38 protein-coding genes are annotated in these 24,199 nt (G+C 45.8%); 31 read left to right on the top strand and 7 right to left on the bottom strand.

Going from position 1 to position 24,199, the window contains the following annotated elements:
- Window positions 1–89 precede the first annotated feature (89 nt).
- From rplC to RGU72_RS13485, 31 genes are all read left to right on the top strand, one after another.
- Window positions 90–746 (top strand): 50S ribosomal protein L3, encoded by a 657-nt coding sequence (gene rplC, locus RGU72_RS13635; protein ID WP_322120243.1) that lies wholly within the window; start codon window positions 90–92, stop codon window positions 744–746.
- 2 nt (window positions 747–748) lie between these two features.
- Window positions 749–1,372: a 50S ribosomal protein L4 gene (rplD, locus tag RGU72_RS13630; protein ID WP_322120242.1), complete on the top strand. Its 624-nt coding sequence runs from the start codon at window positions 749–751 to the stop codon at window positions 1,370–1,372.
- Entirely contained in the window at window positions 1,369–1,683 is a 315-nt protein-coding gene (rplW, locus tag RGU72_RS13625) for a 50S ribosomal protein L23 (protein WP_322120241.1), read from the top strand. The genes rplD and rplW overlap by 4 nt, the downstream gene beginning before the upstream one ends.
- 2 nt (window positions 1,684–1,685) lie before the next feature.
- Complete coding sequence (gene rplB, locus RGU72_RS13620) at window positions 1,686–2,513, top strand: 50S ribosomal protein L2 (RefSeq protein ID WP_322120240.1); 828 nt, start codon at window positions 1,686–1,688, stop codon at window positions 2,511–2,513.
- A 10-nt stretch (window positions 2,514–2,523) separates the two neighbouring features.
- A complete protein-coding gene (rpsS, locus tag RGU72_RS13615) occupies window positions 2,524–2,799 on the top strand; it encodes a 30S ribosomal protein S19 (protein WP_322120239.1) in 276 nt (91 codons plus the stop codon).
- Between the two features lie 5 nt (window positions 2,800–2,804).
- Window positions 2,805–3,137, top strand: a complete 333-nt coding sequence (gene rplV, locus RGU72_RS13610) for a 50S ribosomal protein L22 (RefSeq protein WP_262834995.1) — start codon at window positions 2,805–2,807, stop codon at window positions 3,135–3,137.
- Between the two features lie 9 nt (window positions 3,138–3,146).
- On the top strand, window positions 3,147–3,986 hold the full coding sequence (rpsC, locus tag RGU72_RS13605; protein ID WP_322120238.1) for a 30S ribosomal protein S3: 840 nt from the start codon (window positions 3,147–3,149) through the stop codon (window positions 3,984–3,986).
- Between the two features lie 2 nt (window positions 3,987–3,988).
- Entirely contained in the window at window positions 3,989–4,408 is a 420-nt protein-coding gene (gene rplP / locus RGU72_RS13600; protein ID WP_133330579.1) for a 50S ribosomal protein L16, read from the top strand.
- 12 nt (window positions 4,409–4,420) lie between these two features.
- The gene (rpmC, locus tag RGU72_RS13595; protein ID WP_322120237.1) at window positions 4,421–4,612 is read left to right on the top strand and encodes a 50S ribosomal protein L29; all 192 of its coding nucleotides are present in this window, start codon (window positions 4,421–4,423) and stop codon (window positions 4,610–4,612) included.
- The gene (gene rpsQ, locus RGU72_RS13590) at window positions 4,612–4,896 is read left to right on the top strand and encodes a 30S ribosomal protein S17 (RefSeq protein ID WP_322120236.1); all 285 of its coding nucleotides are present in this window, start codon (window positions 4,612–4,614) and stop codon (window positions 4,894–4,896) included. The genes rpmC and rpsQ overlap by 1 nt, the downstream gene beginning before the upstream one ends.
- A 242-nt stretch (window positions 4,897–5,138) precedes the next feature.
- Entirely contained in the window at window positions 5,139–5,507 is a 369-nt protein-coding gene (gene rplN / locus RGU72_RS13585; protein ID WP_016836029.1) for a 50S ribosomal protein L14, read from the top strand.
- A gap of 9 nt (window positions 5,508–5,516) precedes the next feature.
- Window positions 5,517–5,831, top strand: a complete 315-nt coding sequence (rplX, locus tag RGU72_RS13580; RefSeq protein WP_322120235.1) for a 50S ribosomal protein L24 — start codon at window positions 5,517–5,519, stop codon at window positions 5,829–5,831.
- A 4-nt stretch (window positions 5,832–5,835) separates the two neighbouring features.
- Window positions 5,836–6,375: a 50S ribosomal protein L5 gene (rplE, locus tag RGU72_RS13575; RefSeq protein ID WP_322120234.1), complete on the top strand. Its 540-nt coding sequence runs from the start codon at window positions 5,836–5,838 to the stop codon at window positions 6,373–6,375.
- Between the two features lie 7 nt (window positions 6,376–6,382).
- Window positions 6,383–6,688, top strand: coding sequence for a 30S ribosomal protein S14 (gene rpsN, locus RGU72_RS13570; RefSeq protein WP_322120233.1), 306 nt, complete (start codon window positions 6,383–6,385; stop codon window positions 6,686–6,688).
- Between the two features lie 14 nt (window positions 6,689–6,702).
- On the top strand, window positions 6,703–7,098 hold the full coding sequence (rpsH, locus tag RGU72_RS13565; protein WP_322120232.1) for a 30S ribosomal protein S8: 396 nt from the start codon (window positions 6,703–6,705) through the stop codon (window positions 7,096–7,098).
- A gap of 10 nt (window positions 7,099–7,108) precedes the next feature.
- A complete protein-coding gene (gene rplF / locus RGU72_RS13560; RefSeq protein ID WP_322120231.1) occupies window positions 7,109–7,642 on the top strand; it encodes a 50S ribosomal protein L6 in 534 nt (177 codons plus the stop codon).
- A 12-nt stretch (window positions 7,643–7,654) separates the two neighbouring features.
- Window positions 7,655–8,017, top strand: a complete 363-nt coding sequence (gene rplR / locus RGU72_RS13555) for a 50S ribosomal protein L18 (protein WP_322120230.1) — start codon at window positions 7,655–7,657, stop codon at window positions 8,015–8,017.
- A 12-nt stretch (window positions 8,018–8,029) separates the two neighbouring features.
- Window positions 8,030–8,548 (top strand): 30S ribosomal protein S5, encoded by a 519-nt coding sequence (gene rpsE, locus RGU72_RS13550; RefSeq protein WP_322120229.1) that lies wholly within the window; start codon window positions 8,030–8,032, stop codon window positions 8,546–8,548.
- A gap of 10 nt (window positions 8,549–8,558) precedes the next feature.
- Window positions 8,559–8,738: a 50S ribosomal protein L30 gene (gene rpmD / locus RGU72_RS13545; protein ID WP_322120228.1), complete on the top strand. Its 180-nt coding sequence runs from the start codon at window positions 8,559–8,561 to the stop codon at window positions 8,736–8,738.
- A gap of 28 nt (window positions 8,739–8,766) precedes the next feature.
- Window positions 8,767–9,198, top strand: a complete 432-nt coding sequence (gene rplO / locus RGU72_RS13540) for a 50S ribosomal protein L15 (RefSeq protein ID WP_322120227.1) — start codon at window positions 8,767–8,769, stop codon at window positions 9,196–9,198.
- Window positions 9,199–9,222: 24 nt separating this feature from the next.
- A complete protein-coding gene (gene secY, locus RGU72_RS13535) occupies window positions 9,223–10,560 on the top strand; it encodes a preprotein translocase subunit SecY (RefSeq protein ID WP_322120226.1) in 1,338 nt (445 codons plus the stop codon).
- A gap of 23 nt (window positions 10,561–10,583) precedes the next feature.
- On the top strand, window positions 10,584–10,802 hold the full coding sequence (gene infA, locus RGU72_RS13530; RefSeq protein WP_005663428.1) for a translation initiation factor IF-1: 219 nt from the start codon (window positions 10,584–10,586) through the stop codon (window positions 10,800–10,802).
- A 29-nt stretch (window positions 10,803–10,831) separates the two neighbouring features.
- A complete protein-coding gene (gene rpmJ / locus RGU72_RS13525; RefSeq protein WP_014004415.1) occupies window positions 10,832–10,945 on the top strand; it encodes a 50S ribosomal protein L36 in 114 nt (37 codons plus the stop codon).
- Between the two features lie 27 nt (window positions 10,946–10,972).
- Complete coding sequence (rpsM, locus tag RGU72_RS13520; RefSeq protein WP_322120225.1) at window positions 10,973–11,338, top strand: 30S ribosomal protein S13; 366 nt, start codon at window positions 10,973–10,975, stop codon at window positions 11,336–11,338.
- Window positions 11,339–11,366: 28 nt separating this feature from the next.
- The gene (gene rpsK, locus RGU72_RS13515; protein ID WP_110255932.1) at window positions 11,367–11,771 is read left to right on the top strand and encodes a 30S ribosomal protein S11; all 405 of its coding nucleotides are present in this window, start codon (window positions 11,367–11,369) and stop codon (window positions 11,769–11,771) included.
- 193 nt (window positions 11,772–11,964) lie between these two features.
- A complete protein-coding gene (gene rpsD, locus RGU72_RS13510) occupies window positions 11,965–12,588 on the top strand; it encodes a 30S ribosomal protein S4 (RefSeq protein ID WP_322120224.1) in 624 nt (207 codons plus the stop codon).
- 105 nt (window positions 12,589–12,693) lie between these two features.
- Window positions 12,694–13,671 carry a DNA-directed RNA polymerase subunit alpha gene (locus tag RGU72_RS13505; protein WP_322120223.1) on the top strand — a complete coding sequence of 326 codons (978 nt, stop codon included), beginning with the start codon at window positions 12,694–12,696 and terminating at the stop codon, window positions 13,669–13,671.
- Between the two features lie 178 nt (window positions 13,672–13,849).
- Entirely contained in the window at window positions 13,850–14,245 is a 396-nt protein-coding gene (rplQ, locus tag RGU72_RS13500; RefSeq protein WP_262835016.1) for a 50S ribosomal protein L17, read from the top strand.
- 215 nt (window positions 14,246–14,460) lie between these two features.
- Window positions 14,461–14,586 (top strand): hypothetical protein, encoded by a 126-nt coding sequence (locus RGU72_RS13495; protein ID WP_322120222.1) that lies wholly within the window; start codon window positions 14,461–14,463, stop codon window positions 14,584–14,586.
- Between the two features lie 99 nt (window positions 14,587–14,685).
- Window positions 14,686–16,479 carry a protein-disulfide reductase DsbD gene (dsbD, locus tag RGU72_RS13490; protein WP_416200125.1) on the top strand — a complete coding sequence of 598 codons (1,794 nt, stop codon included), beginning with the start codon at window positions 14,686–14,688 and terminating at the stop codon, window positions 16,477–16,479.
- A gap of 145 nt (window positions 16,480–16,624) precedes the next feature.
- Window positions 16,625–17,263, top strand: a complete 639-nt coding sequence (locus RGU72_RS13485) for a peroxiredoxin (RefSeq protein WP_322120221.1) — start codon at window positions 16,625–16,627, stop codon at window positions 17,261–17,263.
- 75 nt (window positions 17,264–17,338) lie between these two features.
- Here RGU72_RS13485 and sbcB read toward each other — a convergent pair whose 3' ends face one another.
- From sbcB to yihA, 7 genes are all read right to left on the bottom strand, one after another.
- A complete protein-coding gene (gene sbcB, locus RGU72_RS13480; protein WP_322120220.1) occupies window positions 17,339–18,787 on the bottom strand; it encodes an exodeoxyribonuclease I in 1,449 nt (482 codons plus the stop codon).
- Between the two features lie 142 nt (window positions 18,788–18,929).
- Window positions 18,930–19,655 (bottom strand): magnesium transporter CorA family protein, encoded by a 726-nt coding sequence (locus RGU72_RS13475; RefSeq protein ID WP_322121640.1) that lies wholly within the window; start codon window positions 19,653–19,655, stop codon window positions 18,930–18,932.
- Between the two features lie 20 nt (window positions 19,656–19,675).
- Window positions 19,676–20,041, bottom strand: coding sequence for a hypothetical protein (locus tag RGU72_RS13470; RefSeq protein ID WP_322120219.1), 366 nt, complete (start codon window positions 20,039–20,041; stop codon window positions 19,676–19,678).
- An 8-nt stretch (window positions 20,042–20,049) separates the two neighbouring features.
- The gene (locus RGU72_RS13465; protein ID WP_322120218.1) at window positions 20,050–21,273 is read right to left on the bottom strand and encodes a sterol desaturase family protein; all 1,224 of its coding nucleotides are present in this window, start codon (window positions 21,271–21,273) and stop codon (window positions 20,050–20,052) included.
- A gap of 42 nt (window positions 21,274–21,315) precedes the next feature.
- Window positions 21,316–21,981, bottom strand: coding sequence for a lysoplasmalogenase (locus RGU72_RS13460; protein WP_322120217.1), 666 nt, complete (start codon window positions 21,979–21,981; stop codon window positions 21,316–21,318).
- Window positions 21,982–21,987: 6 nt separating this feature from the next.
- On the bottom strand, window positions 21,988–23,004 hold the full coding sequence (hemB, locus tag RGU72_RS13455) for a porphobilinogen synthase (RefSeq protein ID WP_322120216.1): 1,017 nt from the start codon (window positions 23,002–23,004) through the stop codon (window positions 21,988–21,990).
- A 259-nt stretch (window positions 23,005–23,263) separates the two neighbouring features.
- Entirely contained in the window at window positions 23,264–24,025 is a 762-nt protein-coding gene (gene yihA / locus RGU72_RS13450) for a ribosome biogenesis GTP-binding protein YihA/YsxC (RefSeq protein ID WP_322120215.1), read from the bottom strand.
- Window positions 24,026–24,199: the final 174 nt, after the last annotated feature.

Genomic DNA, 24,199 nt, shown 5'->3' with positions numbered 1-24,199 from the left:
CTTAGCTGTAGATCGACATGTGTCGATCTATTTGTTTAAGTTTTTTAATAGTCAGCCTCACCCAATCGTAGGTGAGAATGGAGAAAAAAATGAGCTTGGGCCTTGTAGGTCGCAAGGTTGGCATGATGCGTATTTTTACAGATGATGGTGATTCAATTCCAGTTACTGTGCTAGACGTATCCAACAACCGCGTGACACAAATTAAAACTCCTGAAACAGATGGTTATTCCGCTGTTCAGGTAACTTTCGGCCAGCGCCGCGCATCCCGTGTAACTAAGGCGGCTGCCGGTCATCTTGCAAAAGCGGGTGTTGAAGCTGGTACTGTATTAAAAGAATTCCGTGTTGATGCTGTTAAAGCTTCTGAGATGAAGGCGGGCGATGTTGTGCCTGTTGGATTGTTTGAGGTTGGTCAGAAGGTCGACGTTCAGGGTGTGACAATTGGTAAGGGTTATGCCGGCGTTATCAAGCGCTATCATTTCTCTTCCGGTCGTGCAACACATGGTAACTCGCGTTCCCATAATGTTCCTGGTTCAATCGGTATGGCGCAAGATCCAGGTCGTGTGTTTCCTGGTAAACGTATGACGGGTCATCTTGGTGATGATAATCGTACGGTGCAAAATTTGGTGATCGCACGTGTAGATGCTGATCGTCAATTATTGATTGTTAAGGGTGCCGTGCCAGGCGCAAAAAATGGTCAGGTAATTGTATTGCCGGCTATTAAAGTTAAAACGAAGAACGGAGCTTAATTATGGAACTGAAGCTCCTAAATGCAGATGGTCAATCTGCTTCTAATGTTGTTGCTCCGGATACTATTTTTGCTCGTGACTATAACGAGGCTTTGATTCACCAAGTCGTCGTTGCTTTTCAGGCAAATGCGCGTAGCGGTAATCGCAAGCAAAAAGATCGTGAAGAAGTTCATCACACTACGAAGAAGCCTTGGCGTCAAAAAGGTACTGGCCGTGCTCGTGCTGGTATGTCATCTTCGCCACTCTGGCGTGGTGGTGGTCGTATATTTCCAAACTCACCGGATGAAAATTTTTCACACAAGGTTAACAAAAAGATGTATCGCGCTGGTATTTGCTCGATATTGTCTCAGTTGGCTCGTGAGGGTCGCCTGAGTATTGTAGATAGTATTGCTGTTGATGCGCCGAAAACGAAATTGCTGTCTGAAAAGTTGAAGACAATGGGATGTTTGGATTCAGTGTTAATTATTACTGAAGAATTCAATGAAAACTTGATGCTTGCTGCTCGCAACTTGGTAAATGTTTTGGTTGTAGAGCCTCGTTATGCTGATCCAGTTTCTTTGGTTTTCTACAAGAAAGTATTGATTACCAAGTCTGCATTGATCAAGATTGAGGAGATGCTGGCATGAACGCATTAGTTAAACATAGCGAAGAGCGCCTGATGAAGGTGTTGCTGGCTCCTGTGATTTCGGAAAAGGCGACTATGGTTGCTGAGAAAAATGAGCAGGTAGTATTTTTGGTTATGCCAGATGCTACAAAGCCAGAAATTAAAGCTGCCGTAGAATTGCTGTTTAAGGTTCAGGTTGAATCTGTTCAAGTAGCAAATCGTCTAGGTAAACAAAAACGTACTGGTAGATTTAATGGTCGCAGAAATCATACAAAACGAGCTTTTGTGTGTTTAAAGCCAGGCCAAGAAATCAACTTCACTGAAGGGGCATAAGCATGGCACTCGTTAAGATGAAGCCAACCTCGCCAGGTCGTCGTGGTATGGTAAAAGTGGTAACAGAGGGTCTTTATAAAGGTCGTCCGTTTGCCGCATTGTTGGAAAAGAAATCTAAAACTGCTGGCCGTAATAATAATGGCCATATCACTACTCGTCACATCGGTGGTGGTCACAAACAGCATTATCGTTTAGTTGATTTCAAGCGTAATAAAGACGGTATTCCTGCAAAAGTAGAGCGTATTGAATACGATCCTAATCGTACTGCACACATCGCGTTGTTGTGTTATGCAGATGGTGAGCGTCAATATATTATTGCTACTAAGGGAATGGCCGTTGGTGATCAGTTAATGAATGGTTCCCAAGCGCCGATTAAATCCGGTAATTGTTTGCCTATTCGCAATATTCCGGTAGGTACGACAATGCATTGCGTCGAAATGTTGCCTGGTAAGGGCGCTCAAATCGCTCGTACTGCTGGTGCTGGTGTCGTTCTGATGGCGCGTGATGGTACTTATGCGCAGGTTCGTTTGCGTTCAGGTGAAGTTCGCCGTATCCATATTGAATGTCGTGCAACAATCGGTGAAGTTGGTAATGGAGAGCACAATCTGCGTAAGATTGGTAAGGCTGGTGCTATGCGTTGGCGTGGTGTTCGACCTACCGTTCGCGGTGTTGTTATGAATCCTGTTGATCACCCGCATGGTGGTGGTGAGGGTAAAACAGCAGCAGGTCGTCATCCAGTATCTCCATGGGGTCAGCAAACCAAGGGTAAAAAGACTCGTCGCAACAAGCGCACGACCTCGATGATCGTCTCACGCCGCGGCAAGAAATAAGGGGTAATACATGACACGTTCAGCGAAAAAAGGGCCGTTTTGCGACGCCCACTTGGTGAAAAAAGTTGAAACTGCGCAAGCAATTAAAGACAAAAAGCCAATTAAAACATGGTCACGTCGTTCGACAATTATGCCGGACTTTATTGGCCTGACAATCGCGGTGCATAACGGTAAGCAGCACGTACCAGTTTATGTGTCCGAAAATATGGTCGGTCATAAACTTGGCGAATTTGCGTTGACTCGTACGTTCAAAGGTCACGCCGCCGATAAAAAGGCTAAGAGATAGGTGCAATGATGGAAACTAAAGCAATTCTGCGCGGTGTGCGTCTGTCTGAGCAAAAAGGTCGCCTAGTGGCAGATCTGATTCGCGGTAAAAAAGTAGATCAGGCATTGAATATCTTGGCTTTCAGCCCGAAAAAAGGTGCAACAATCATTAAAAAAGTCTTGGAATCTGCAATTGCAAATGCTGAGCATAATGATGGCGCTGATATCGATGAGTTGAAAGTAAAGACTATCTATGTTGAAAAAGGCACGATTTTGAAGCGTTTTACAGCGCGTGCAAAAGGTCGTGGCGATCGTATCTCTAAACAATCCTGTCACATATACGTGACTGTCGGTAATTAAGGAGTCGCGATGGGACAGAAGATACATCCAACCGGTTTTCGTCTTGCGGTAACGCGTAACTGGTCATCTCGTTGGTATGCAGGCAATGGTAATTTTGCTTCTATGCTTGGGGAAGATCTTAAAGTACGTGCGTATCTGAAGAAAAAACTGAAGAATGCATCAGTAGGTCGTATTACTATTGAGCGTCCAGCAAAAAATGCCCGTATTACCATTTATAGCTCCCGTCCGGGTGTTGTAATCGGTAAAAAAGGTGAAGATATTGAACTGTTGAAGGCGGATTTGGCCAAGTTGATGGGCGTGCCAGTTCATGTCAATATCGAGGAAATTCGTAAGCCAGAGATTGACGCGCAATTAATTTCCGATTCTATTGCTCAGCAACTTGAAAAACGTATTATGTTTCGTCGCGCGATGAAACGTGCTATGCAAAATGCGATGCGTTTAGGCGCTAAAGGCATTAAGATTATGTCTAGTGGTCGCTTGAACGGTATCGAAATTGCTCGTAAGGAATGGTATCGTGAAGGCCGCGTGCCGCTGCACACATTGCGTGCCGACATCGATTACGGTTTTAGCGAAGCATCTACTACTTACGGAATCATCGGTGTTAAGGTTTGGGTTTATAAAGGTGATCGCTTAGCTAATGGTGATGCGCCAGTTATAGAATCTACTCCAGAAGACGATAAGAAGCGTCGTGGTCCTCGCCGTGACGATGGCAAGCCAAGTAGCCGTCCTCGCACTAAGCGTCCAGAAGGTCAAACAACCGGTATCGCAGCAGCACCTGCAGCCAAGCGTGCTCGCACGAAAGTAAATGGCGCAACAGTTGCGGCACCGGCTGAGAAAGCAGGAGAATAATCATGCTGCAACCAGCACGTAGAAAGTACCGTAAAGAACAAAAAGGTCGTAACAAGGGGATTTCTCATTCCCGTGGTACTGCTGTTTCTTTTGGTGAGTTTGGTCTTAAGGCAATAGGTCGTGGTCGTATTACTGCTCGACAAATCGAAGCAGCACGTCGTGCTATGACTCGTCACATTAAACGTGGTGGCCGTATCTGGATCCGTATTTTCCCAGATAAGCCAATCTCTCAGAAGCCTGCAGAAGTTCGTATGGGTAATGGTAAGGGTAATCCTGAGTACTATGTTGCCGAGATTCAACCAGGTAAAATGTTGTACGAAATGGATGGCGTTGATGAAGCGCTCGCACGCGAAGCGTTCCGCTTAGCTGCAGCTAAACTGCCGTTATTGACTACGTTCGTCGTGCGTCAAGTCGGCCAATAATAGGGGTTGTAAATGAAAGTATCTGAACTCCAAGGTAAAGATCCGGCGGCGTTGGCAAAAGAACTGAATGAACTGTTGAAAGCTCAATTTAGTCTGCGTATGCAAATTGCAACGCAGCAATTGAACAATACTTCTCAGCTCAAAAAGGTTCGCCGCGATATCGCACGCGTAAAAACTGTCATGAATCAGAAGGATGCCAAATAATGAACGATCAAGTTAGTGTTCAAACAAAAGTGGCATTGAAGCGCACATTGATTGGTAAGGTTGTTTCTGACAAGATGGACAAGACTGTAACAGTAGTCGTTGAACGTCATGTCAAACATCCTTTGTACGGTAAAATCATCGTTCGTACTAACAAGTACCACGCTCATGATGAAGCAAACCAAGCTAAGGCTGGGGATACCGTTGAAATTCAAGAGGGTCGTCCTATTTCCAAGACTAAAGCTTGGACTGTGACGCGTGTGGTTCAAGTCGCACAAGTTTTATAAAGTTATTGCACAATTTGTTTTTTGATGTAATAATAGTTGGCTGTCATTTGCAAATTATGTATGTGGCAGCCTAAATGCCTTTCGCAGAATGAAAAACGTTTGTGAGAGTAATTAAAAATTCGTCCACCTAATCAGTTGGCTCGTGCATTGTTTGTTGTGTATTGGGTTGGCTGGCAGGACCAAAACTGACTACAGATTTGCATCGTGCGGATTGTGTGGATTAAGTTGGGAAAGAGAACATTATGATTCAAACAGAAAGCCGGCTTGAAGTGGCTGATAATACTGGTGCGCGCGAAGTTTTGTGCATTAAGGTATTGGGTGGCTCTAAGCGTCGTTATGCGGGTATAGGTGATGTAATTAAAGTCACTGTTAAATCTGCTGCGCCTCGTGGTCGTGTAAAAAAAGGTGAAATTTACAATGCTGTTGTTGTGAGAACTGCTAAGGGTGTTCGTCGTCAAGATGGTTCCTTGGTTAAGTTCGATAGCAATGCTGCAGTTTTGTTAAATGCAAAGTTAGAGCCTATAGGAACTCGTATTTTCGGCCCAGTGACACGTGAATTGCGTACTGAGCGCTTTATGAAAATCGTTTCGCTAGCTCCAGAAGTGCTGTAAGGGGTTGTGATGAACAAAATTCGTAAAAACGATGAAGTCATTGTCTTGACAGGTAAAGACAAAGGTAAGCGCGGTCAAGTGCAGCAATGCGTAGACGCGAATTACATAGTTGTGGCAGGTGTCAATGTTGCAAAAAAAGCGACTAAGCATAATCCAATGACTGGGGCAGTTGGTGGCATCGTTGATAAATTGATGCCGATTCATGTTTCCAATGTTGCAGTATTTAATGCGGCATCTGGTAAAGCAGATCGTGTAGGCTTCAAGGTAGTGGATGGTAAAAAAATCCGTATCTATAAGTCTACCGGTGAAGTTGTGAAGGCGTAACATCATGGCTCGTCTACAAGCATTTTATAAAGAAAAAGTTGTTGCAGATTTGACAGAGAAGTTTTCTTACAAGTCTCCAATGGAAGTGCCTCGGATATTAAAAATCACCCTAAATATGGGTTTATCAGAAGCAATTGCTGATAAAAAGATTATTGAGCACGCTGTTGGTGATTTGACTAAGATTGCTGGTCAAAAGCCAGTGGTAACTAAGGCGCGTAAAGCGATAGCTGGTTTTAAAATTCGCGAAGGTTATCCAATCGGTTGTATGGTGACCTTGCGTGGCGCTCAAATGTATGAATTCCTAGATCGTTTCGTAACTGTGGCTTTGCCGCGTGTACGTGATTTCCGTGGTGTGTCTGGTCGTGCGTTTGATGGTCGTGGTAATTATAATATCGGTGTCAAGGAGCAAATTATTTTCCCTGAGATTGAGTACGACAAGATCGACGTGCTGCGTGGTATGAATATTAGTATCACGACGACAGCAAAGACCGACGAAGAAGCGAAAGCTCTTCTCGCCGCATTTAAATTTCCGTTCAGAAACTGAGGTCGCCATGGCAAAATTGGCACTGATTAATCGTGAGCAAAAGCGTGCAGACCTTGTGAAGAAATTTGCTGGTAAACGCGCCGAATTGAAGGCCATCATTGATGACCAATCAAAATCTGAGGAAGAGCGGTATGAAGCTCGCCTTAAATTGCAGGCATTGCCACGTAACTCTAATCCGACTCGTCAGCGCAATCGCTGCGCCTTGACAGGTCGCCCACGTGGCACATTCCGTAAATTCGGTTTGGGCCGTATTAAGATCCGTGAGTTCGCTATGCGTGGCGAAATTCCGGGTATGACTAAAGCCAGCTGGTAATAGGAGAATATGCAATGAGTATGAGCGATCCTATCGCCGATATGCTGACCCGCATCCGTAACGCGCAAGTTGTTCAAAAAACTGCAGTTGCTATGCCATCTTCCAAAGTAAAGATTGCAATAGCAAGCGTACTTAAAGATGAAGGTTACATTGAGGATTTCGCAGTTATTGAAGCTGCGGGTAAGTCCGAATTAAAAATCGGTTTGAAATATTACGCAGGACGTCCTGTTATTGAGCGCTTGGAGCGTGTTTCTCGCCCTGGTCTTCGTATTTACAAGGGTAAAGACGAGATTCCAAGTGTTATGAACGGTTTGGGGGTGGCGATTGTTTCGACACCAAAAGGCGTTATGACTGACCGCAAAGCACGCGCAACCGGTGTCGGTGGCGAAGTTATTTGCTACGTCGCCTAAGGAGTGCAAGATGTCTCGAGTAGGTAAAATGCCAATCGCTTTGCCAGCAGGATCTGAAGTTAAGATTTCAGCAGAGCAGATTATAGTAAAAGGCCCGATGGGTGCGCTTACACAGAACTTAAACGGTTTGGTGAAAGTAGTTAATGACAACGGAACTTTGAGTTTTTCACCCGCTAATGACGGTCGTGAAGCCAATGCAATGACGGGTACTTTGCGTGCTCTAGTCAACAACATGGTCAGCGGCGTTACTAAAGGATTTGAAAGAAAACTCAACCTGGTTGGAGTTGGTTATAAAGCCCAAGCACAAGGCGATAAATTAAATTTGTCCTTGGGGTTTTCTCATCCAGTTGTGCACCAAATGCCAGAAGGCGTAACGTGTGCTACACCAACGCCTACCGAAATCCTGATTAAAGGGGTTAATAAGCAACAGGTAGGTCAAGTGGCAGCTGAAGTCCGTGCATACCGCAGCCCAGAGCCGTACAAAGGCAAGGGTGTCCGCTACGCGGACGAAGTGGTTGTGATTAAAGAAACCAAGAAGAAGTAATAGGGGTTGACGATGGATAAGAAACAATCACGTCTGCGCCGCGCGACTCAAACCCGTGCCAAGATCGCAGAGCTCAAGGTTATTCGCCTTGCAGTGCATCGCACAAATCTGCATATCTATGCGAACATCATTGGCCCTGATGCCAAGGTGTTAGCATCGGCATCTACTTTAGAGGCTGAAGTGCGCGCAGAGTTGGCAGCAGTATCTGGCAATGGCGGTAACGCAGCAGCTGCAACTTTGGTTGGTAAGCGTGTTGCAGAAAAAGCGTTAAAAGCAGGGGTTACCGAAGTCGCGTTTGATCGCTCCGGTTTCCGTTACCATGGTCGCATCAAGGCGTTGGCGGAAGCTGCGCGTGAAGCTGGCTTGAAGTTCTAAGGAAAATTCGTCATGGCAAAAATGCAAGCGAAGATGGCGGCTGATAAGCCCGATGATGGCATGCGCGAAAAAATGATCGCGATTAACCGAGTAACCAAAGTGGTTAAAGGTGGTCGTATCATGGGTTTCGCTGCACTGACAGTAGTTGGCGATGGTGATGGCCGTATCGGTATGGGTAAAGGAAAATCGAAAGAAGTTCCTGTAGCCGTACAAAAAGCGATGGAAGAAGCTCGCCGTAAAATGATAAAAGTCACTCTCAAAAATGGCACATTGCAGCACGCTGTCACTGGACAGCATGGTGCGTCGAAAGTGATGATCATGCCTGCTAAAGAGGGTACTGGCGTGATTGCTGGTGGTCCAATGCGCGCGATTTTTGAAGTGTTAGGTGTAGTAAATGTTGTTGCTAAATCCAACGGCTCTACTAATCCCTATAATATGGTTCGTGCAACTTTGGATGGTTTGTCCAAGATGAGCACGCCATCAGAAATTGCTGCTAAACGTGGCAAGACCCTAGAAGAAATTCTGGGCTAAGGTGATTGAAATGACAAATACAGTAAAAATAACTTTAGTCAAAGGTCTGATCGGGACTCGTGAGTCCCATCGTGCTACAGTTCGCGGTTTGGGCTTGCGTCGTGTGAATTCAGTTTCTGAATTACAAGATACACCATCAGTACGCGGCATGATCAACAAAGTCTCGTATCTTGTGAAGGTTGTATCGTAAGCTCTCAGGCTTATGATCGGAGCAAATTATGGAATTAAATACAATACAGCCGGCTGATGGCGCTAAACACTACAAACGTCGTGTGGGTCGTGGTATCGGTTCTGGTTTGGGTAAGACAGCAGGCCGTGGTCATAAAGGTCAAAAATCTCGTTCAGGCGGTTTTCACAAAGTTGGCTTCGAAGGCGGTCAAATGCCTTTGCAACGTCGATTGCCTAAGCGTGGTTTTAAATCCTTGGCTACTCCATATAAGGCGGAAGTTAGATTGACAGATCTGGAGAATTTACCAGTTTCTGAGATCGATATCCTAGCTTTGAAACAAGCCGGTGTAGTTTCTGAGCTCGCACGCGTAGTTCGCGTGATTATGGCGGGAACAATCACTAAAAAAGTAACTTTGAACGGTTTGATCGCCACTAAAGGCGCAAGAGCCGCAATCGAAGCTGCTGGCGGCACAGTCGCTTAATCAGTGCGGACACTGGAGCAATAATTGGCAACATCTCCACAGCAGGCTAAAAGTGCAGCTAGCGGTTTTCCTTGGGGAAGACTATGGTTTTTACTAGGTGCACTTGTCGTATATAGGGTTGGCGCTCACATACCAGTCCCTGGTATAGATCCAACGTCTCTGGCTGAATTGTTTAAACAAAACCAAGGTGGTATTCTTGGAATGTTTAATATGTTCTCCGGTGGGGCTTTATCACGTTTTACGATATTTGCCTTAGGCATCATGCCGTATATTTCTGCATCGATCATTATGCAGTTAATGTCAATAGTTTCACCACAGCTAGAGGCCTTGAAAAAAGAAGGCGAATCTGGACGTCGGAAGATTACACAATATACACGTTATGGTACTTTGTTGTTAGCAACGATACAGGCATACTTCATCGCTTTTGGATTAGAGGCACAACCTGGGTTGGTAATTGATCCTGGAATGGCATTTCGATTCACTACTACAGTGACTTTGGTTACTGGAACCATGTTTTTGATGTGGTTGGGTGAGCAGATTACTGAACGTGGACTCGGCAACGGTATATCAATTATTATTTTTGCTGGTATTGCCTCTGGATTGCCAAATGCGGTGGCTAGTCTATTTGAATTAGTTCGTACTGGATCAATGCATTATGTATCCGCTATGCTGATATGCTTAATCGCAGGCGCTGTTACTTTTCTTGTTGTTTTTATCGAGCGTGGTCAACGTAAGATATTAGTCAATTATGCTAAGCGTCAGGTTGGAAATAAAGTTTACGGTGGGCAGAGTAGTCATCTGCCTTTGAAGTTGAATATGGCAGGGGTTATTCCTCCAATATTTGCTTCTTCTATCATCTTATTCCCGGCAACGATTACTAGCTGGTTCACTAAGGGTATGGATTCTTCAGAGAGTGGTTTCATACGCTTTTTGAAAGATTTGTCAGCTTCAATGGCACCTGGCGAACCTATTCATGCATTGTTGTACGCAGTAGCTATTATCTTCTTTTGTTTTTTCTATACTGCTCTAGTTTTCAACAGTAAAGAAACAGCAGATAACCTGAAAAAGAGTGGTGCGTTTGTGCCGGGTATACGTCCAGGTGATCAGACTGCTCGTTATATCGATAAGATTTTGATGCGCTTGACTTTAGCTGGGGCGGTTTACATTACTTTAGTATGCTTGTTACCAGAATTTTTAATAGCGCGTTGGAAAGTACCATTTTCGTTTGGTGGTACATCCTTATTAATTATCGTAGTAGTTACGATGGATTTTATGGCTCAAGTACAAAACTATGTGATGTCACAGCAATACGAATCGCTTCTTCGTAAAGCAAATTTCAAGGGCGGAATTCCTTCTAGGTAACGCCCAGAGGAACAGCAGATCGAATGGCAAAAGACGACGTTATACAAATGCAGGGTGAGATTTTAGAGAATCTTCCAAATGCAACATTTCGAGTTAAGTTGGAAAACGGGCATGTTGTACTTGGCCATATCTCAGGAAAAATGCGTATGAATTATATTCGCATCTTGCCTGGCGATAAGGTGACAGTAGAATTGACGCCTTATGATTTGAGCCGGGCGCGAATAGTGTTCCGTACTAAGTAAACAAGTAACTAGAAGGAAAGAGGGCAAAAATGAAAGTTCTCGCATCAGTAAAGCGGATTTGCCGCAACTGCAAGATCATCAAGCGCAAAGGTGTAGTTCGTGTGATTTGCACAGAACCACGCCATAAACAGCGTCAAGGTTAATTGACGTTATTTGACGAGGAATAACGAATGGCACGTATCGCAGGGGTTAATATCCCAAATCATCAACATACCGTAATTGGCTTAACTGCTATCTATGGTATTGGCCGCCCGCGCGCACAAGATATTTGTGTGGCTACCGGTGTTTTGACCAGTAAAAAGGTTAAAGATCTGGACGACAACGAACTAGAGAAACTCCGTGACGAAATTGCAAAATTCGTCGTAGAGGGTGACTTACGTCGTGAACTCTCGATGAATATCAAGCGTTTGATGGACTTAGGTTGCTACCGCGGCCTGCGTCATCGTAAGGGCTTGCCTTGCCGTGGTCAACGTACACGTACGAATGCTCGTACACGTAAGGGTCCACGTAAAGCAGCGCAATCTTTGAAGAAATAATCTAGGAAACTAGATTCAAGGAAATATTATGGCAAAAGCACAAAATAACGCAGCCGCAGCCCGCGCTCGTAAAAAAGTTAAAAAGAACGTTGCAGAGGGTATAGCTCACGTGCACGCCTCTTTTAATAATACAATCATCACGATCACTGATCGTCAAGGCAATGCGCTTTCTTGGGCAACTGCTGGTGGTGCGGGTTTTAAAGGTTCGCGTAAATCTACACCGTTTGCAGCTCAGGTTGCAGCGGAAGCAGCTGGTAAAGTCGCTGTTGAATGCGGTATCAAAAATCTGGAAGTTCGTATCAAGGGCCCTGGTCCAGGACGTGAATCTTCAGTACGCGCTTTGAATAACCTTGGAATTAAAATTTCCTTGATTCAAGACGTTACACCAGTCCCACACAATGGTTGCCGTCCTCCTAAACGTCGTCGCATCTAATAGCTAAGATATCGAAAGATATCGCTGCTAGCTTTTTATCGGTTTAGCCGTTAAAATACAGCCCGCCAATGAAATTGGTGGGTTTTGTGTTGTATCGATTATTATTTTAAGACCACCGTCTGGTTGTCAGCAGATCAGACTAGCGCAGCGGAGTAATGTCTCTGCTCTGCGTCATTAAACAAAGGAAATTACCGTGGCACGTTACATCGGACCAAAAGCAAAATTATCCCGCCGTGAAGGTACGGATTTGTTTCTTAAAAGCGCTCGTCGCTCTTTGGATTCAAAATGTAAGTTAGACGCAAAACCAGGTCAACATGGTCGCACTTCTGGTGCTCGTACCTCTGACTACGGTAATCAATTGCGTGAAAAGCAAAAAGTTAAACGTATGTACGGTATTTTGGAACGTCAGTTCCGCCGTTACTTCGCTGAAGCTGACCGTCAAAAAGGTAACACTGGTGAAACTCTGCTTAAGTTGCTGGAGTCTCGCTTGGATAACGTCGCTTATCGTATGGGTTTTGGTTCTACCCGTGCTGAAGCGCGTCAATTGGTCAGCCATAAAGCATTCACTGTTAATAATATCGTCGTTAACATTGCTTCTTATCAAGTTAAAGCTGGTGACGTTGTTGCTGTTCGTGAAAAAGCGAAAAAGCAAGTGCGTATTGCCGAAGCTTTGTCTTTAGCAGAACAAAATACTATGCCTTCTTGGGTTGCGGTTGATTCCAAGAAAATGGAAGGCACTTTCAAGTCCATGCCAGATCGTAGCGACATCGCTCACGACGTTAATGAATCTTTGATCGTTGAATTGTATTCACGCTAATATTCAAGTTTCACTGCCTGCCTATTTTTGATAGGCAGGCTTTTTTCTTTAATGCCATCAGCCTTATCGGTGTAACGAGCCGAGGGTATTGACAAGGACATTGCAATGCAAAACAATCTGTTGAAGCCACGTATTATTGATGTGGAAATGTTGGGCGCTGGTCATGCAAAAGTGACTATGGAGCCGTTTGAACGTGGTTATGGTCATACATTGGGTAATTCATTGCGTCGTGTTTTGTTATCTTCTATGGTTGGTTATGCCCCAACTGAAGTAACTATCGCTGGCGTAGTTCATGAATATTCATCTTTGGATGGCGTTCAAGAAGACGTAGTTGATATGTTGTTGAATTTGAAGGGTATCGTCTTCAAATTGCATAATCGTGATGAAGTTACGCTGACATTAAAGAAGGATACTGAAGGCGCTGTATTGGCTTCGGATATCGATTTGCCACATGATGTAGAGCTGATTAATCCAGATCACGTTATTGCGAACCTGACTGCCGGTGGCAAGTTAGAGATGCAAATCAAAGTTGAAAAAGGCCGTGGTTATGTGCCAGGTAACGTTCGCCGTTTGTCCGAAGATGCGAATAAAACAATTGGTCGTATGATTCTGGACGCATCGTTTTCGCCAGTGCGCCGCGTTTCTTACGCAGTAGAGTCAGCTCGTGTTGAGCAGCGTACCGATTTGGATAAACTGGTCATTAACATTGAGACCAACGGTGTCATTACACCTGAAGAAGCGATTCGTCAGTCTGCACGTGTTCTGGTTGACCAATTGAATGTATTCGCAGCTCTGGAAGGTACCGAAGCTGCTGCTGAAGCGCCATCCCGTGCGCCGGCTGTTGATCCAGTATTGTTGCGCCCAGTTGATGATTTGGAATTGACGGTTCGTTCAGCAAATTGCCTTAAAGCAGAAAATATTTACTACATTGGCGATTTGATCCAACGTAGCGAAAACGAACTGTTGAAGACGCCAAATCTGGGTCGCAAATCTTTGAACGAAATCAAAGAAGTATTGGCGTCTCGTGGCTTGTCTTTAGGAATGAAGCTGGAAAACTGGCCACCTGCTGGCTTGGAAAAATAATTGGTTGTAACGGCTGTGTGGCAAATGTTTAATTAATATTTTGCCGCGCAGTCGTATTAGTAGACTAACTGTAATAGATAGTTTTTGTAATTTGAAGTGCCAAGCAATTACCGGCCCGCGCTGCACAATGCAGTGATAGAAGAGCTGGAATTTTTTTAAAAATCTGAAAGGAAATATCATGCGTCATCGTCACGGCTTACGTAAGCTGAATCGTACTTCTTCCCACCGTTTGGCTATGTTGCGCAACATGACAGTATCGTTGCTGCGCCACGAAGCCATCAAAACAACTTTGCCAAAAGCAAAAGAACTGCGCCGCGTTATCGAGCCGATTCTGACTTTGGGTAAAACAGATACATTAGCGAACAAGCGTCTGGCGTTTTCTCGTTTGCGCGATCGCGAAATGGTCTTGAAATTGTTTGCTGAATTAGGCCCACGTTATGCAAATCGTAATGGTGGCTATCTGCGTATTTTGAAAATGGGTTTCCGTGTTGGCGACAACGCGCCTATGGCCTACGTAGAATTGTTAGATCGTCCAGAAGTCACGGACGTAGATGCAGCTCCAACAGCAGAATAATTTGTTGTTTGCATCAAAATATAGAAAGCCAGGCTAAGCCTGGCTTTTTTATTGTCTCTATCGATTTGGGCAGATATTCTCATTGCTTGTTAAAATGCAAGACTAATTTTTATTTTGAGAAATAGAAACGATCGTCTTGCTGGTGATTACCCAGTTTTTGATGAGAGAGCGGTAACACCAAATATTTTGTGTTTATAAATATGAAGGTAGTATCTGTGAACCTCATATCAAAAATACTATTTGGACATCGTCAGTATTTGGCACAACAATTATCCATTGTGTTTGGATTTTTGATCAAATTAACCAATGCAGATTGCGATGAGTTATTAGCGATTATTTAAAGATCGCATCAGCAGGAAATACCGCAAATTATCACCACCTTCAATTGCGCACGAATCACCTGTTTGTGTGCGACGGATCATCCAAGAAATAGGACTTGCATGAAGATTCAATATTCCAACGAGAAAAACACGTTCAATCGCTATCTTAATCAGTTACGTATTCAATTTGCTTGTGTTGCGGCGATGATATTGCTTTTCTTTGGTTTTTCATCTGTTGCGGTTGCGGATGATTTTTTAGATCCCGAAGTCGCCTTCAAAGTCAGCGGTAAGATGATCGAGCCTGGCGTAGCAGAAATCAACTTCAACATTGCTGATGGATATTACCTGTACCGCGAACGCTTCAAGTTTGCGTCGGATAATGCAAAGCTGGGCGATGTCGTGATACCTAAAGGTAAAGTTAAGTTTGATGAGACCTTTCAAAAAGAGGTTGAAACTTATCGTCATAGCTTAGTCGTCAAAGTTCCCGTACAAGCTTCAGGTGACTTCACACTCAAAGTCACTAGCCAAGGTTGTGCTGACCAAGGTCTGTGTTATCCACCGCAAGATGCTTTAATTAAGTTGTCGATCGCCGATGCTCCAGCCAAATCGGACGTCGCAAATACCGCAGATGATCATAGCGCTGATACTGAAATCCACAGCATTAGTGCAGCATTAAAAAGTGGCAAGCTGATCGTTATCCTTCCTTTATTTTTATTACTTGGGCTTGGTCTCTCATTTACGCCTTGCGTATTGCCTATGGTGCCAATTTTGTCGTTCATTATTGTCGGCGAGGGTACCTCAGTCCGCCGCAGCCGTGGCTTTTTGCTATCCTTAGTGTATTCATTGGGGATGGCTCTGGTTTACACCGCATTAGGTATTGGTGCTGGTTTGGTAGGCGAAGGTCTTGCGGCAACACTGCAGAATCCTTGGGTGCTAGGTACGTTTGCATTGCTGATGGTAGTTTTGTCTTTGTCGATGTTTGGGGTTTATCAATTGCAAGTACCGGCGGCTTTACAAACCAAGCTCACCGTTGCTTCTGAGGGTCAGCGTAACGGTAAGTTATTTGGTGTATTCGTCATGGGGGCAATTTCTGCATTGATCGTTGGCCCTTGTGTGGCTGCGCCGCTGGCAGGTGCCTTGGTTTATATTAGCCAGACCCGCGACGTCGTGGTGGGCGGTTTTGCTCTGTTTGCAATGGCAATTGGTATGAGTGTCCCACTATTGCTTGTTGGCTTATCCGCAGGTAGTTTATTGCCACGCGCGGGTGCGTGGATGGAAAGCATCAAGCGTTTCTTCGGCGTGCTGATGCTGGCGATGGCATTGTGGATGGTTTCGCCTGTGATCCCAGTATGGGTGCAGATGATTGCGTGGGCGGTGCTGGTGCTTGGCTATGCAATTTTCCTATTGTTCTTGCACAAAGGTAATTTGTATTCCAAAGGATTCGCTGTGATCTTTGCTGTTCTGGGGCTAATTCAGTTGGTTGGTGTGCTCACAGGTGGTCGTGACGTGTTTGCGCCATTGTCGCATTTGACCGGTAGCGAAAAGCATGGCGTGACTTTCACCCGTGTGCGCTCTGTCGCAGAATTAGATGCTGCCCTGGCGCAATCAAAAGGTAAAGCGGCGCTATTAGATTTTTATGCTGACTGGTGCGTCTCTTGTAAAGAGATGGAAAAATTGACTTTCACCGATGATAAAGTGAAGGCAAAAATGGACCAGATGTTATTGCTGCAAGTCGACGTCACCGCCAATAATGCAGATGACAAAGTATTACTGAAACGCTTTGGTTTGTTTGGTCCGCCTGGGATTATTTTCTTTAATCAGCGCGGAGAAGAAATTACTGGTGGACGTGTGATTGGTTACCAGAATGCTGAGAAATTTCTAAAATCGATTACTGCTTTTGAAGCATCGCGTTAAGTCTTTAGAGCAAGGTAATGCCTTTGAATAACGGCGATATAACGTCGATATAACAGCTAAGATATAAGCAAGCAACTACTCTGTCCTTGAAACGGGAGCGTACAAGTTCTATAGTCTTTAACTTAACAGTTGAATGGAGAATGAAATGACTTTACGTTTAGGTGATACCGCTCCCGATTTTGAGCAAGATTCTTCGATAGGGAAATTGAATTTCCATGCCTGGGCAGGTGATTCTTGGGTGGTACTTTTTTCACACCCTGCCGATTTCACCCCTGTCTGCACTACCGAACTAGGACTAACCGCCAAGCTGAAGCCTGAGTTTGATAAGCGCAACGTAAAAGCGATTGCCTTATCAGTAGATGGCGCAGAATCTCATTTGAAATGGATCAAGGATATTGAAGAGACGCAAAAGACGGTCGTCGGCTTTCCTATCGTTGCCGATGCGGATCGCAAAGTTGCGGCGCTATACGACATGATTCATCCGAATCAATCTGAAACGGTCACTGTGCGCTCATTGTTCGTCATCGATCCTAAGAAAAAAGTTCGTCTGATCATCACCTATCCGCTGACGACGGGTCGCAACTTTGACGAAGTTTTGCGTGTGATTGATGCCTTGCAATTGACTGATGGCTATACCGTAGCAACGCCTGGTAATTGGCGTGACGGCGATGATGTCATCATCCCTTTATCGATTAAAGATGAAGAAGTGATTAAGCAAAAATATCCAAAAGGATACACATCGCCAGTGCCGTATTTACGGATTACGCCGCAGCCGAATAAGTAATTGTGTCGATACTCTCAACGAAAATGCCCCGTTATTGCGGGGCATTTTTTATAGTGGTTTGCGCTGATAGCGCTACTATCTTACTGGCACAACCATCTCCGCGTAATCGTATAAGGCACCTAGAATTTCTTCATCACTTTCACTAGCAGTGTCGGACAACTGATCAATCTGATTGAAAAAATCATCCACCGTCCGTGCTTTGCCAGCACCGTCTAACATACGGGCGATGCGGTGTTCTTCCCACTGTGCTTGTTCAGCTTCGCTTAAGCTATCCGGGAAATTGCGGGCGCGATAACGAAATACTAATTCTGCTAAACGACTATCTTGAAAATCAGGATGTGTCTTAGCGAGTTGTGCAGGACTCATATTACGTAGTTCATTCAGCAGGCGCCTGTCACCCGCGCCTATAAATCCGCCATAAAGATCCTCATCAACATCCGCCGCCTCGTGCTGTGGGCGTGCATAGACTTGCTCCCACAGCGTACGCATGGCATCAGCTTGATCTGCCATTAACGTAGCCGCTTTTTGTGCATGCTGGTGGACTTGCGTCAGATCGATTTGCCAGCGCTCTGCCATTGGCGCGGATAAAGTTTTTAAGTTGCCGATCACGATGGGGGATTTGTTCAGGTGAATTGTCTTGACTGGCAAGCGTGTGACGCCCTCAGGCAGATCGTCAGTTTTGCTGAACATGCGTAGTTGTATGCTGGCTGCATCGAGCGTCGCCAATTCAGACGGATCATGCGCCAGATCCCAGGCGATCACTTCATTTTTATTTTTGGGATGGATCGTTAACGGCCACATCACAGCAAGGCAACCGCGCTCGGTAGGAAACATGCCGGATACGTGCAGAAAAGGTTTGCCTAGCAGCGGTACGCCGATCTCATTCGCCGCTTTTTCTTTTTTATGCAGCGCCAGACAAAACTCAAATAACTTAGGCTGATGCTGGCGCACCAGGCGGGCGAGGGCAATGGTTGCACGCACATCGGATAAGGCATCATGCGCTGATTCATGCGCAATGCCATTCGCAGCGGTCAGGTGTTCTAAGCGGAAACTCGGCTTGCCATCGTCATTCGTCGGCCAATGTATGCCCTCTGGTCGCAGCGCATAGGTCGTGCGCAGCATATCCATAATGTCCCAGCGCCCGCACTGGTTTTGCCATTCCCGCGCATAAGGATCGATCAGATTGCGCCAGAACATAAAGCGCGTGATCTCGTCATCAAAACGGATCGTGTTATAGCCAACACCGATGGTGCCAGTGTGCGCGAGTTCTGCCTCTATTTTTGCTGCAAACTCGTATTCAGGGATGCCGCGTTCCAGACAGGTTTGCGGGGTGATATGAGTGATCAGGCAGGACTGCGGGTCGGGTAAAAAATCATTCGCTGGCTGGCAGTACCACATCATGGGCTGACCAATTTCGTTCAACTCAGCATCGGTGCGGATTGCGGCAAATTGGGCAGGACGATCACGCCTTGCTTGCGCGCCAAAGGTTTCGTAATCGTGCCAGAGGAAGGTGGTTTCTTGCATTGGTCGTTTTTATCTGTACAAAAAATGTAAACAAAAATTAAAAATAAGGGGAGTATATTTTATTGTCCAGAGAAAGTCTGGACAATAGAGCATATTATCGATGTACACCTACCCAGTATATGGCTATAGTACGCCAATTGGATTAATCTCGCCGTTTGCTGGCTTTGTCTTCCAGGTAGCGCTGGCTACGGAAATACAGCAATAAAATAATCACAATCGCTAGCATCATACCCATGGTGATCCAGAATCCTGCAGCATGTTTCAGCAAAGGCATCTCAACAAAGTTCATCCCAAAAATGCCGGTGATTAAGGTCAACGGCATAAACAAGGCGGTGATGACGGTCAGCGTGCGCATGATTTCGCTGGTGCGGTGGGCCATTGCCGAGAAGTGGATTTGCACTGCTGACTCTAAAGATGCCTCCAGCCGCCGCGCATGGTTCAGAACACGGCTGATGTGTTCCATCACGTCGTTGGTGCGCACCAGTAGCAAATCTTTGGCACGACCGTCGCCACTATCGCTGCCGTCATGCGTATCTACAATGTGATCGCGCAGCTCTTGCAGGGCGTCACGCTGCTCCTCGTACAGGCTGTCGAGCTTGCGCAATTCAATGCGTGAATCCAACAAGGCAAACCAATTCTTAAAAGGCCGGCGCGGATCGAGCAAGGCATGCTGCCAGCGGTCAAGCTGTTGGGTCAGCGGTTGACGCAGTTCCAGATATTGATCAACCATCGCATTGAGTATGCGCAGCATTAAATCTTCTGGCGAGCAAGGCAGGCGGCTGGAGTGACCATTACCTTCTGCCTTATGTTTGTAATTAAGCAAACGGCTACGGGCATTGTCGATGGTGCGACTTTTGACTGAGCGCACGGTGACCAAGGCATTTCCCATCAAAAAAACGATACTGGCACCGTCAATAGCTTGTTGAGTACAGCAGGGATTTTTCGCTTTTGAATCTCGTTTGTTTCTGCGTTAGGGATTGCTGCTGCTTCACCATTCAGTGCAAGTTTGCGGAATACCACCATCTCATAATCTTGTGTCGCATCGAAGTAGGACGGATGCGTCAGGTTGACAGCGTCTTTTAAATGCAAATCATAAATTTGCGTGCCGGTGATGCGAGTGACTTCTTCGCGCCAGGCTTCGGGATCAAGGTTCACTTCATCATGCGTCGCATCTAGCCAGACAAATCCTGCCGGCTTAATGGAGGCATCAGGATTAAGTAAAACTTGCGTGTCATTGATGTGAAAAATATCCATACGAATGATTACTTTTTAAAAATCAGCCACAGCGCGGCAAGAGAAATAATACAGGTCGATGCTATCGCTATTTGCGCAATGAAAGTTAAGCTGACAAGCGCAAACCAAGTACCGCCAATGAGTACCATCAGCAGCGTCGCCAGAAGGCGAACCGCTTCCAGTTTGATATAGAGTTTTTGCTGCTCCATTAAACCACCAACGATCCATAATCCAGCGACCAGCCAGATCGCATACGGTAGCAAGCTACTAAATGCTGTGTTGGGAGCAATCGTCAAAAAATGTGTACCTGCTTGCAGCGTAATAACAAACTGCACCAGGCAATACCACATCTTTGTGCCAGTCAACGGCGGGTTAAATTCAGGGCGTTGCAGGTCGAATGATTTGGCAGGTGATGTTGCGACAATATCGGCGGGACGCCAGCCGGGTGGCATAAACCAGATGCGACATTTATCCCACCAATTTTGTGTATGCCACGCATCTGAGGCGACGGCTTTGTACACCTCTACATTTGCCCATAAAGGATTCCAGCTACGCAGCGGGCTACGGGTACCAAAGACGACAGGATGTGCATCTTGTTCTTCAATAAATGTACCGAACAAGCGATCCCATAAAATTAAAATACCACCATAGTTTTTATCCAGATACAGATCGTTCACACCGTGATGTGCGCGGTGATTGGATGGTGACACGAACACTCGATCAAACCAGCCCATCTTATCGATTTGCTCGGTATGTATCCAAAATTGGTATAACAAATCGATCAGCGCAATGATGATAAATACATGAACAGGAAAACCGAGTACAGCCATCGGCAAATAAAAAATCCAGCCAAATAAAGCGCCACTACTGGTTTGCCGCAGCGCGGTCGTCAGATTGTAGGATTCGCTTTGATGGTGTACCACATGTGCGGCCCAGAGTAGATTGGTTTCGTGTCCCATTCTGTGTAGCCAGTAGTACAAAAAGTCATACAGTAGCAGGCCAGAAACCCACACCCATACACTGTTATCGGATAAGTCAAAAAGTGCAAAATGTTGCGCTACCCAGGCATAAATGCCGATTGCCAGGACTTTTAAAAACACACCGATGATTTGGCTCATCACGCCCAGACTCAGACTATTGATCGCATCATTAATACGGTACAGGTGTCGTTGCCGGCGTCGTGCGACGATAAATTCAATTGCGATTAGCAAGAAAAAAACAGGACTCGCAAAGGTAATGATTTTTTCTTGCATGATGGTAGGTAGTTTGCAGGTAGTTTTAGTTTGATGCAGGATTTAGTAAGTTTTAACCGAGCGTGCGATCAGGTAAAGCGCCAGATAATAGGTCGCCAGTATCAGTAGGGCGGCATGCGGCAACGGGGCATTAAACTTATTGTATGCCAACAGCGTGTCAGACAACATAAATGCCAGACCGCCAGCCATAGCAAGCTTACTGGCCTTGGTTTTTAAGACCAAATGCCGCGCCAGTGCTTGCGATGTCATGCAGAGCAAGCAGACAACATAGACGACCACGGGGACGCGTAACTCACCCGGAATACCTGGCCATAAAATAATGAGATTAATTACACCGATCATGCCGATGACTAAAAAAATCCAGGGCCGTGATACCAGCCGTGTGTCGCTGATAAACGCCCGTAAAAAACATAGATGCGCTAATAAGAAGCTGGCCAGACCGAGTAAAAATCCAGACTTGAACAGCGTCAGTGGCAGCATCAGAAAAACATCACCCATGAGTGAAAAGAGGATGCCGATCAAAATCGCTTTGCGGTATCTGACATTAAAATGCCGGACACCAAAAGCGACCCAAAAAATCAGTAAAGTGGTGAGCGGTTTAAACGCATAGTGCAGCCAGATCAGATGGTCTGTTTGGCCTGTAATTTGTTCCGCAGCGCCAAATATGGCTAGCGCTGCGGCAAGGACGATGAGAGACAGCTTCAGCATAAGACTTTATGCATTGTGCTTGAGCAGACGGGCAACGTCACGGGCAAAGTAAGTGAGAATCCCATCAGCACCAGCGCGCTTGAAAGACAGCATGGTTTCCATCATGGTTTTGTTGTGATCGAGCCAGCCATTTTGTGCGGCAGCTTTGATCATCGCGTACTCACCGCTGACCTGATAGGCGAAAGTAGGGACTTTAAATTCATCTTTGACACGACGGACGATGTCCAGGTAAGGCATGCCGGGTTTGACCATCACCATGTCGGCACCTTCGGCTAAATCGAGAGCGACTTCACGTAAGGCTTCGTCGCTATTTGCGGGGTCCATCTGATAATTGGCTTTATCACTTTTCCCCAGATTGCTGGCTGAGCCAACCGCGTCGCGGAAAGGGCCATAAAATGCTGACGCATATTTGGCTGAGTAGGCCATGATGCGGGTATGGATGTAGCCATTCGATTCCAGCGCCTGACGGATGGCGCCAATACGGCCATCCATCATGTCGCTTGGTGCGACGATATCGGCTCCGGCCTCCGCCTGAGTCAAGGCCTGGCGTACAAGCATCGTGGTGGTTTCATCATTGAGTACATAACCATTCGCATCCAGCAAACCATCTTGACCATGGCTGGTATAGGGATCGAGCGCGACGTCGGTCAAAATGCCCAATTCAGGAAAGCGGCTTTTTAATTCGCGGATAGCGCGCGGAATTAAACCTTTGGGATTAGTCGCTTCAATGCCGTCAGCGGTTTTTAAACTTGGGCTGATCGCTGGAAACAATGCTAATACGGGGATGCCAAGCGCTACGCAATCCTCTGCTACACCAAGTAATACATCGACTGTAACGCGTTCGACACCGGGCATCGATGCAACTTTTTCTGATTGATTAGTGCCTTCAATCACAAACACGGGATAAATTAAATCGGATACCGTCACACTGTTTTCGCGCATCAGTGCGCGGGAGAACACATCTTTACGCATGCGACGCATACGAACAGCGGGAAATTGGAACGGTTTGATTGAATTAGGCATGATGGTCACCAAAATTTATATTCAGGTTAGTGAAACTTTTCGCCAGATGCAGGCTCAGACAAGCAGGTTGTAAATTGTGTTCTGCTCTGGGATGTTCAATTTTAATTTGAAAGTGTAATTAAAATTGTAAATCCCAGCGTCAAACTCATCTTCAGCTTACCGCTTCTCATCCCTGAGCGGGCGCCTGTTGTCCTATATGACGGGCGTTATTGCCTCGGCATGATTTAGTTCTGCCGGGGCTTTTTTATTCGTGTACTTATTATGACTGTTGTGACTGATGTTGCTGAGCCGAGACGCTACCATCGTCACCCTCATTATTATCGTTGTCATTAGCAAGACGCGATGGTGGCGTATAAGGCAAATCCAAACCTAATAAAGATTGCAGTTTTGCGTCCGCTTCTTCAATGCCAGTGCGTTTTAACGACGAGAATAGTTGTGCAGTAAACGGGAAGGGCTTACCTTCCGCATCGGTGTAGCTAGCCAGCACGGTTTGTGTCAGACGCAAGGCGTTGGTGGAATCGTTGCGATTGAGTTTATCGGCTTTCGTCAGCAGGCAATGCACAGGACGGCCGGTCGGTGCGAACCATTGCAGCATTTGCGTATCCAGATCAGTAAAAGGGCGGCGCGCATCCATAATCAAAACTAGTGCAGATAACTGGTCGCGGTTTTGCACATAGGATCCCAACAGCTGGTTCCAGTGATGCTTGGCTGCGCCAGGTACCTCGGCATAGCCGTAACCCGGCAGATCGACCATCATGGCGCGGATTTCATCGGCACGGGTTTCATCCTTACGGTGTTGGCCGACATGCGCACCACCGATGGAGAAGTAATTAATATGCTGTGTACGCCCTGGTGTTTTAGAAGCAAAGCATAATTTTTTCTGATTACACAGAATGTTAATGGCAGTTGATTTGCCTGCGTTGGAACGGCCTGCAAAGGCGATTTCCGGCACGGATGAATTGGGCAAATCGCGTAAATGATTGACCGTTGTAAAAAAACGGGCTTGCCAAAGGATAGACATAGAAGTTGCTTGTAAAGGTGAGTGAGTGCTTGATAAGTACTAAATAAGTGCTTAATTATTGCTTAGGTGCTTACATGCCTACGTGCTCGGTACATGGAAATTGCATGGAAAAATGCAACAGAAGAAAGAGAATCGCTTAAAGCTATTGTACAATAAGGGGTTAGGTATTGGGCT

Source organism: Undibacterium sp. 5I1 (genome assembly GCF_034314085.1).
In the GTDB taxonomy this organism is placed as follows: Bacteria; Pseudomonadota; Gammaproteobacteria; order Burkholderiales; family Burkholderiaceae_D; genus Undibacterium.
This window is presented reverse-complemented; position numbering and strand designations above follow the sequence as displayed.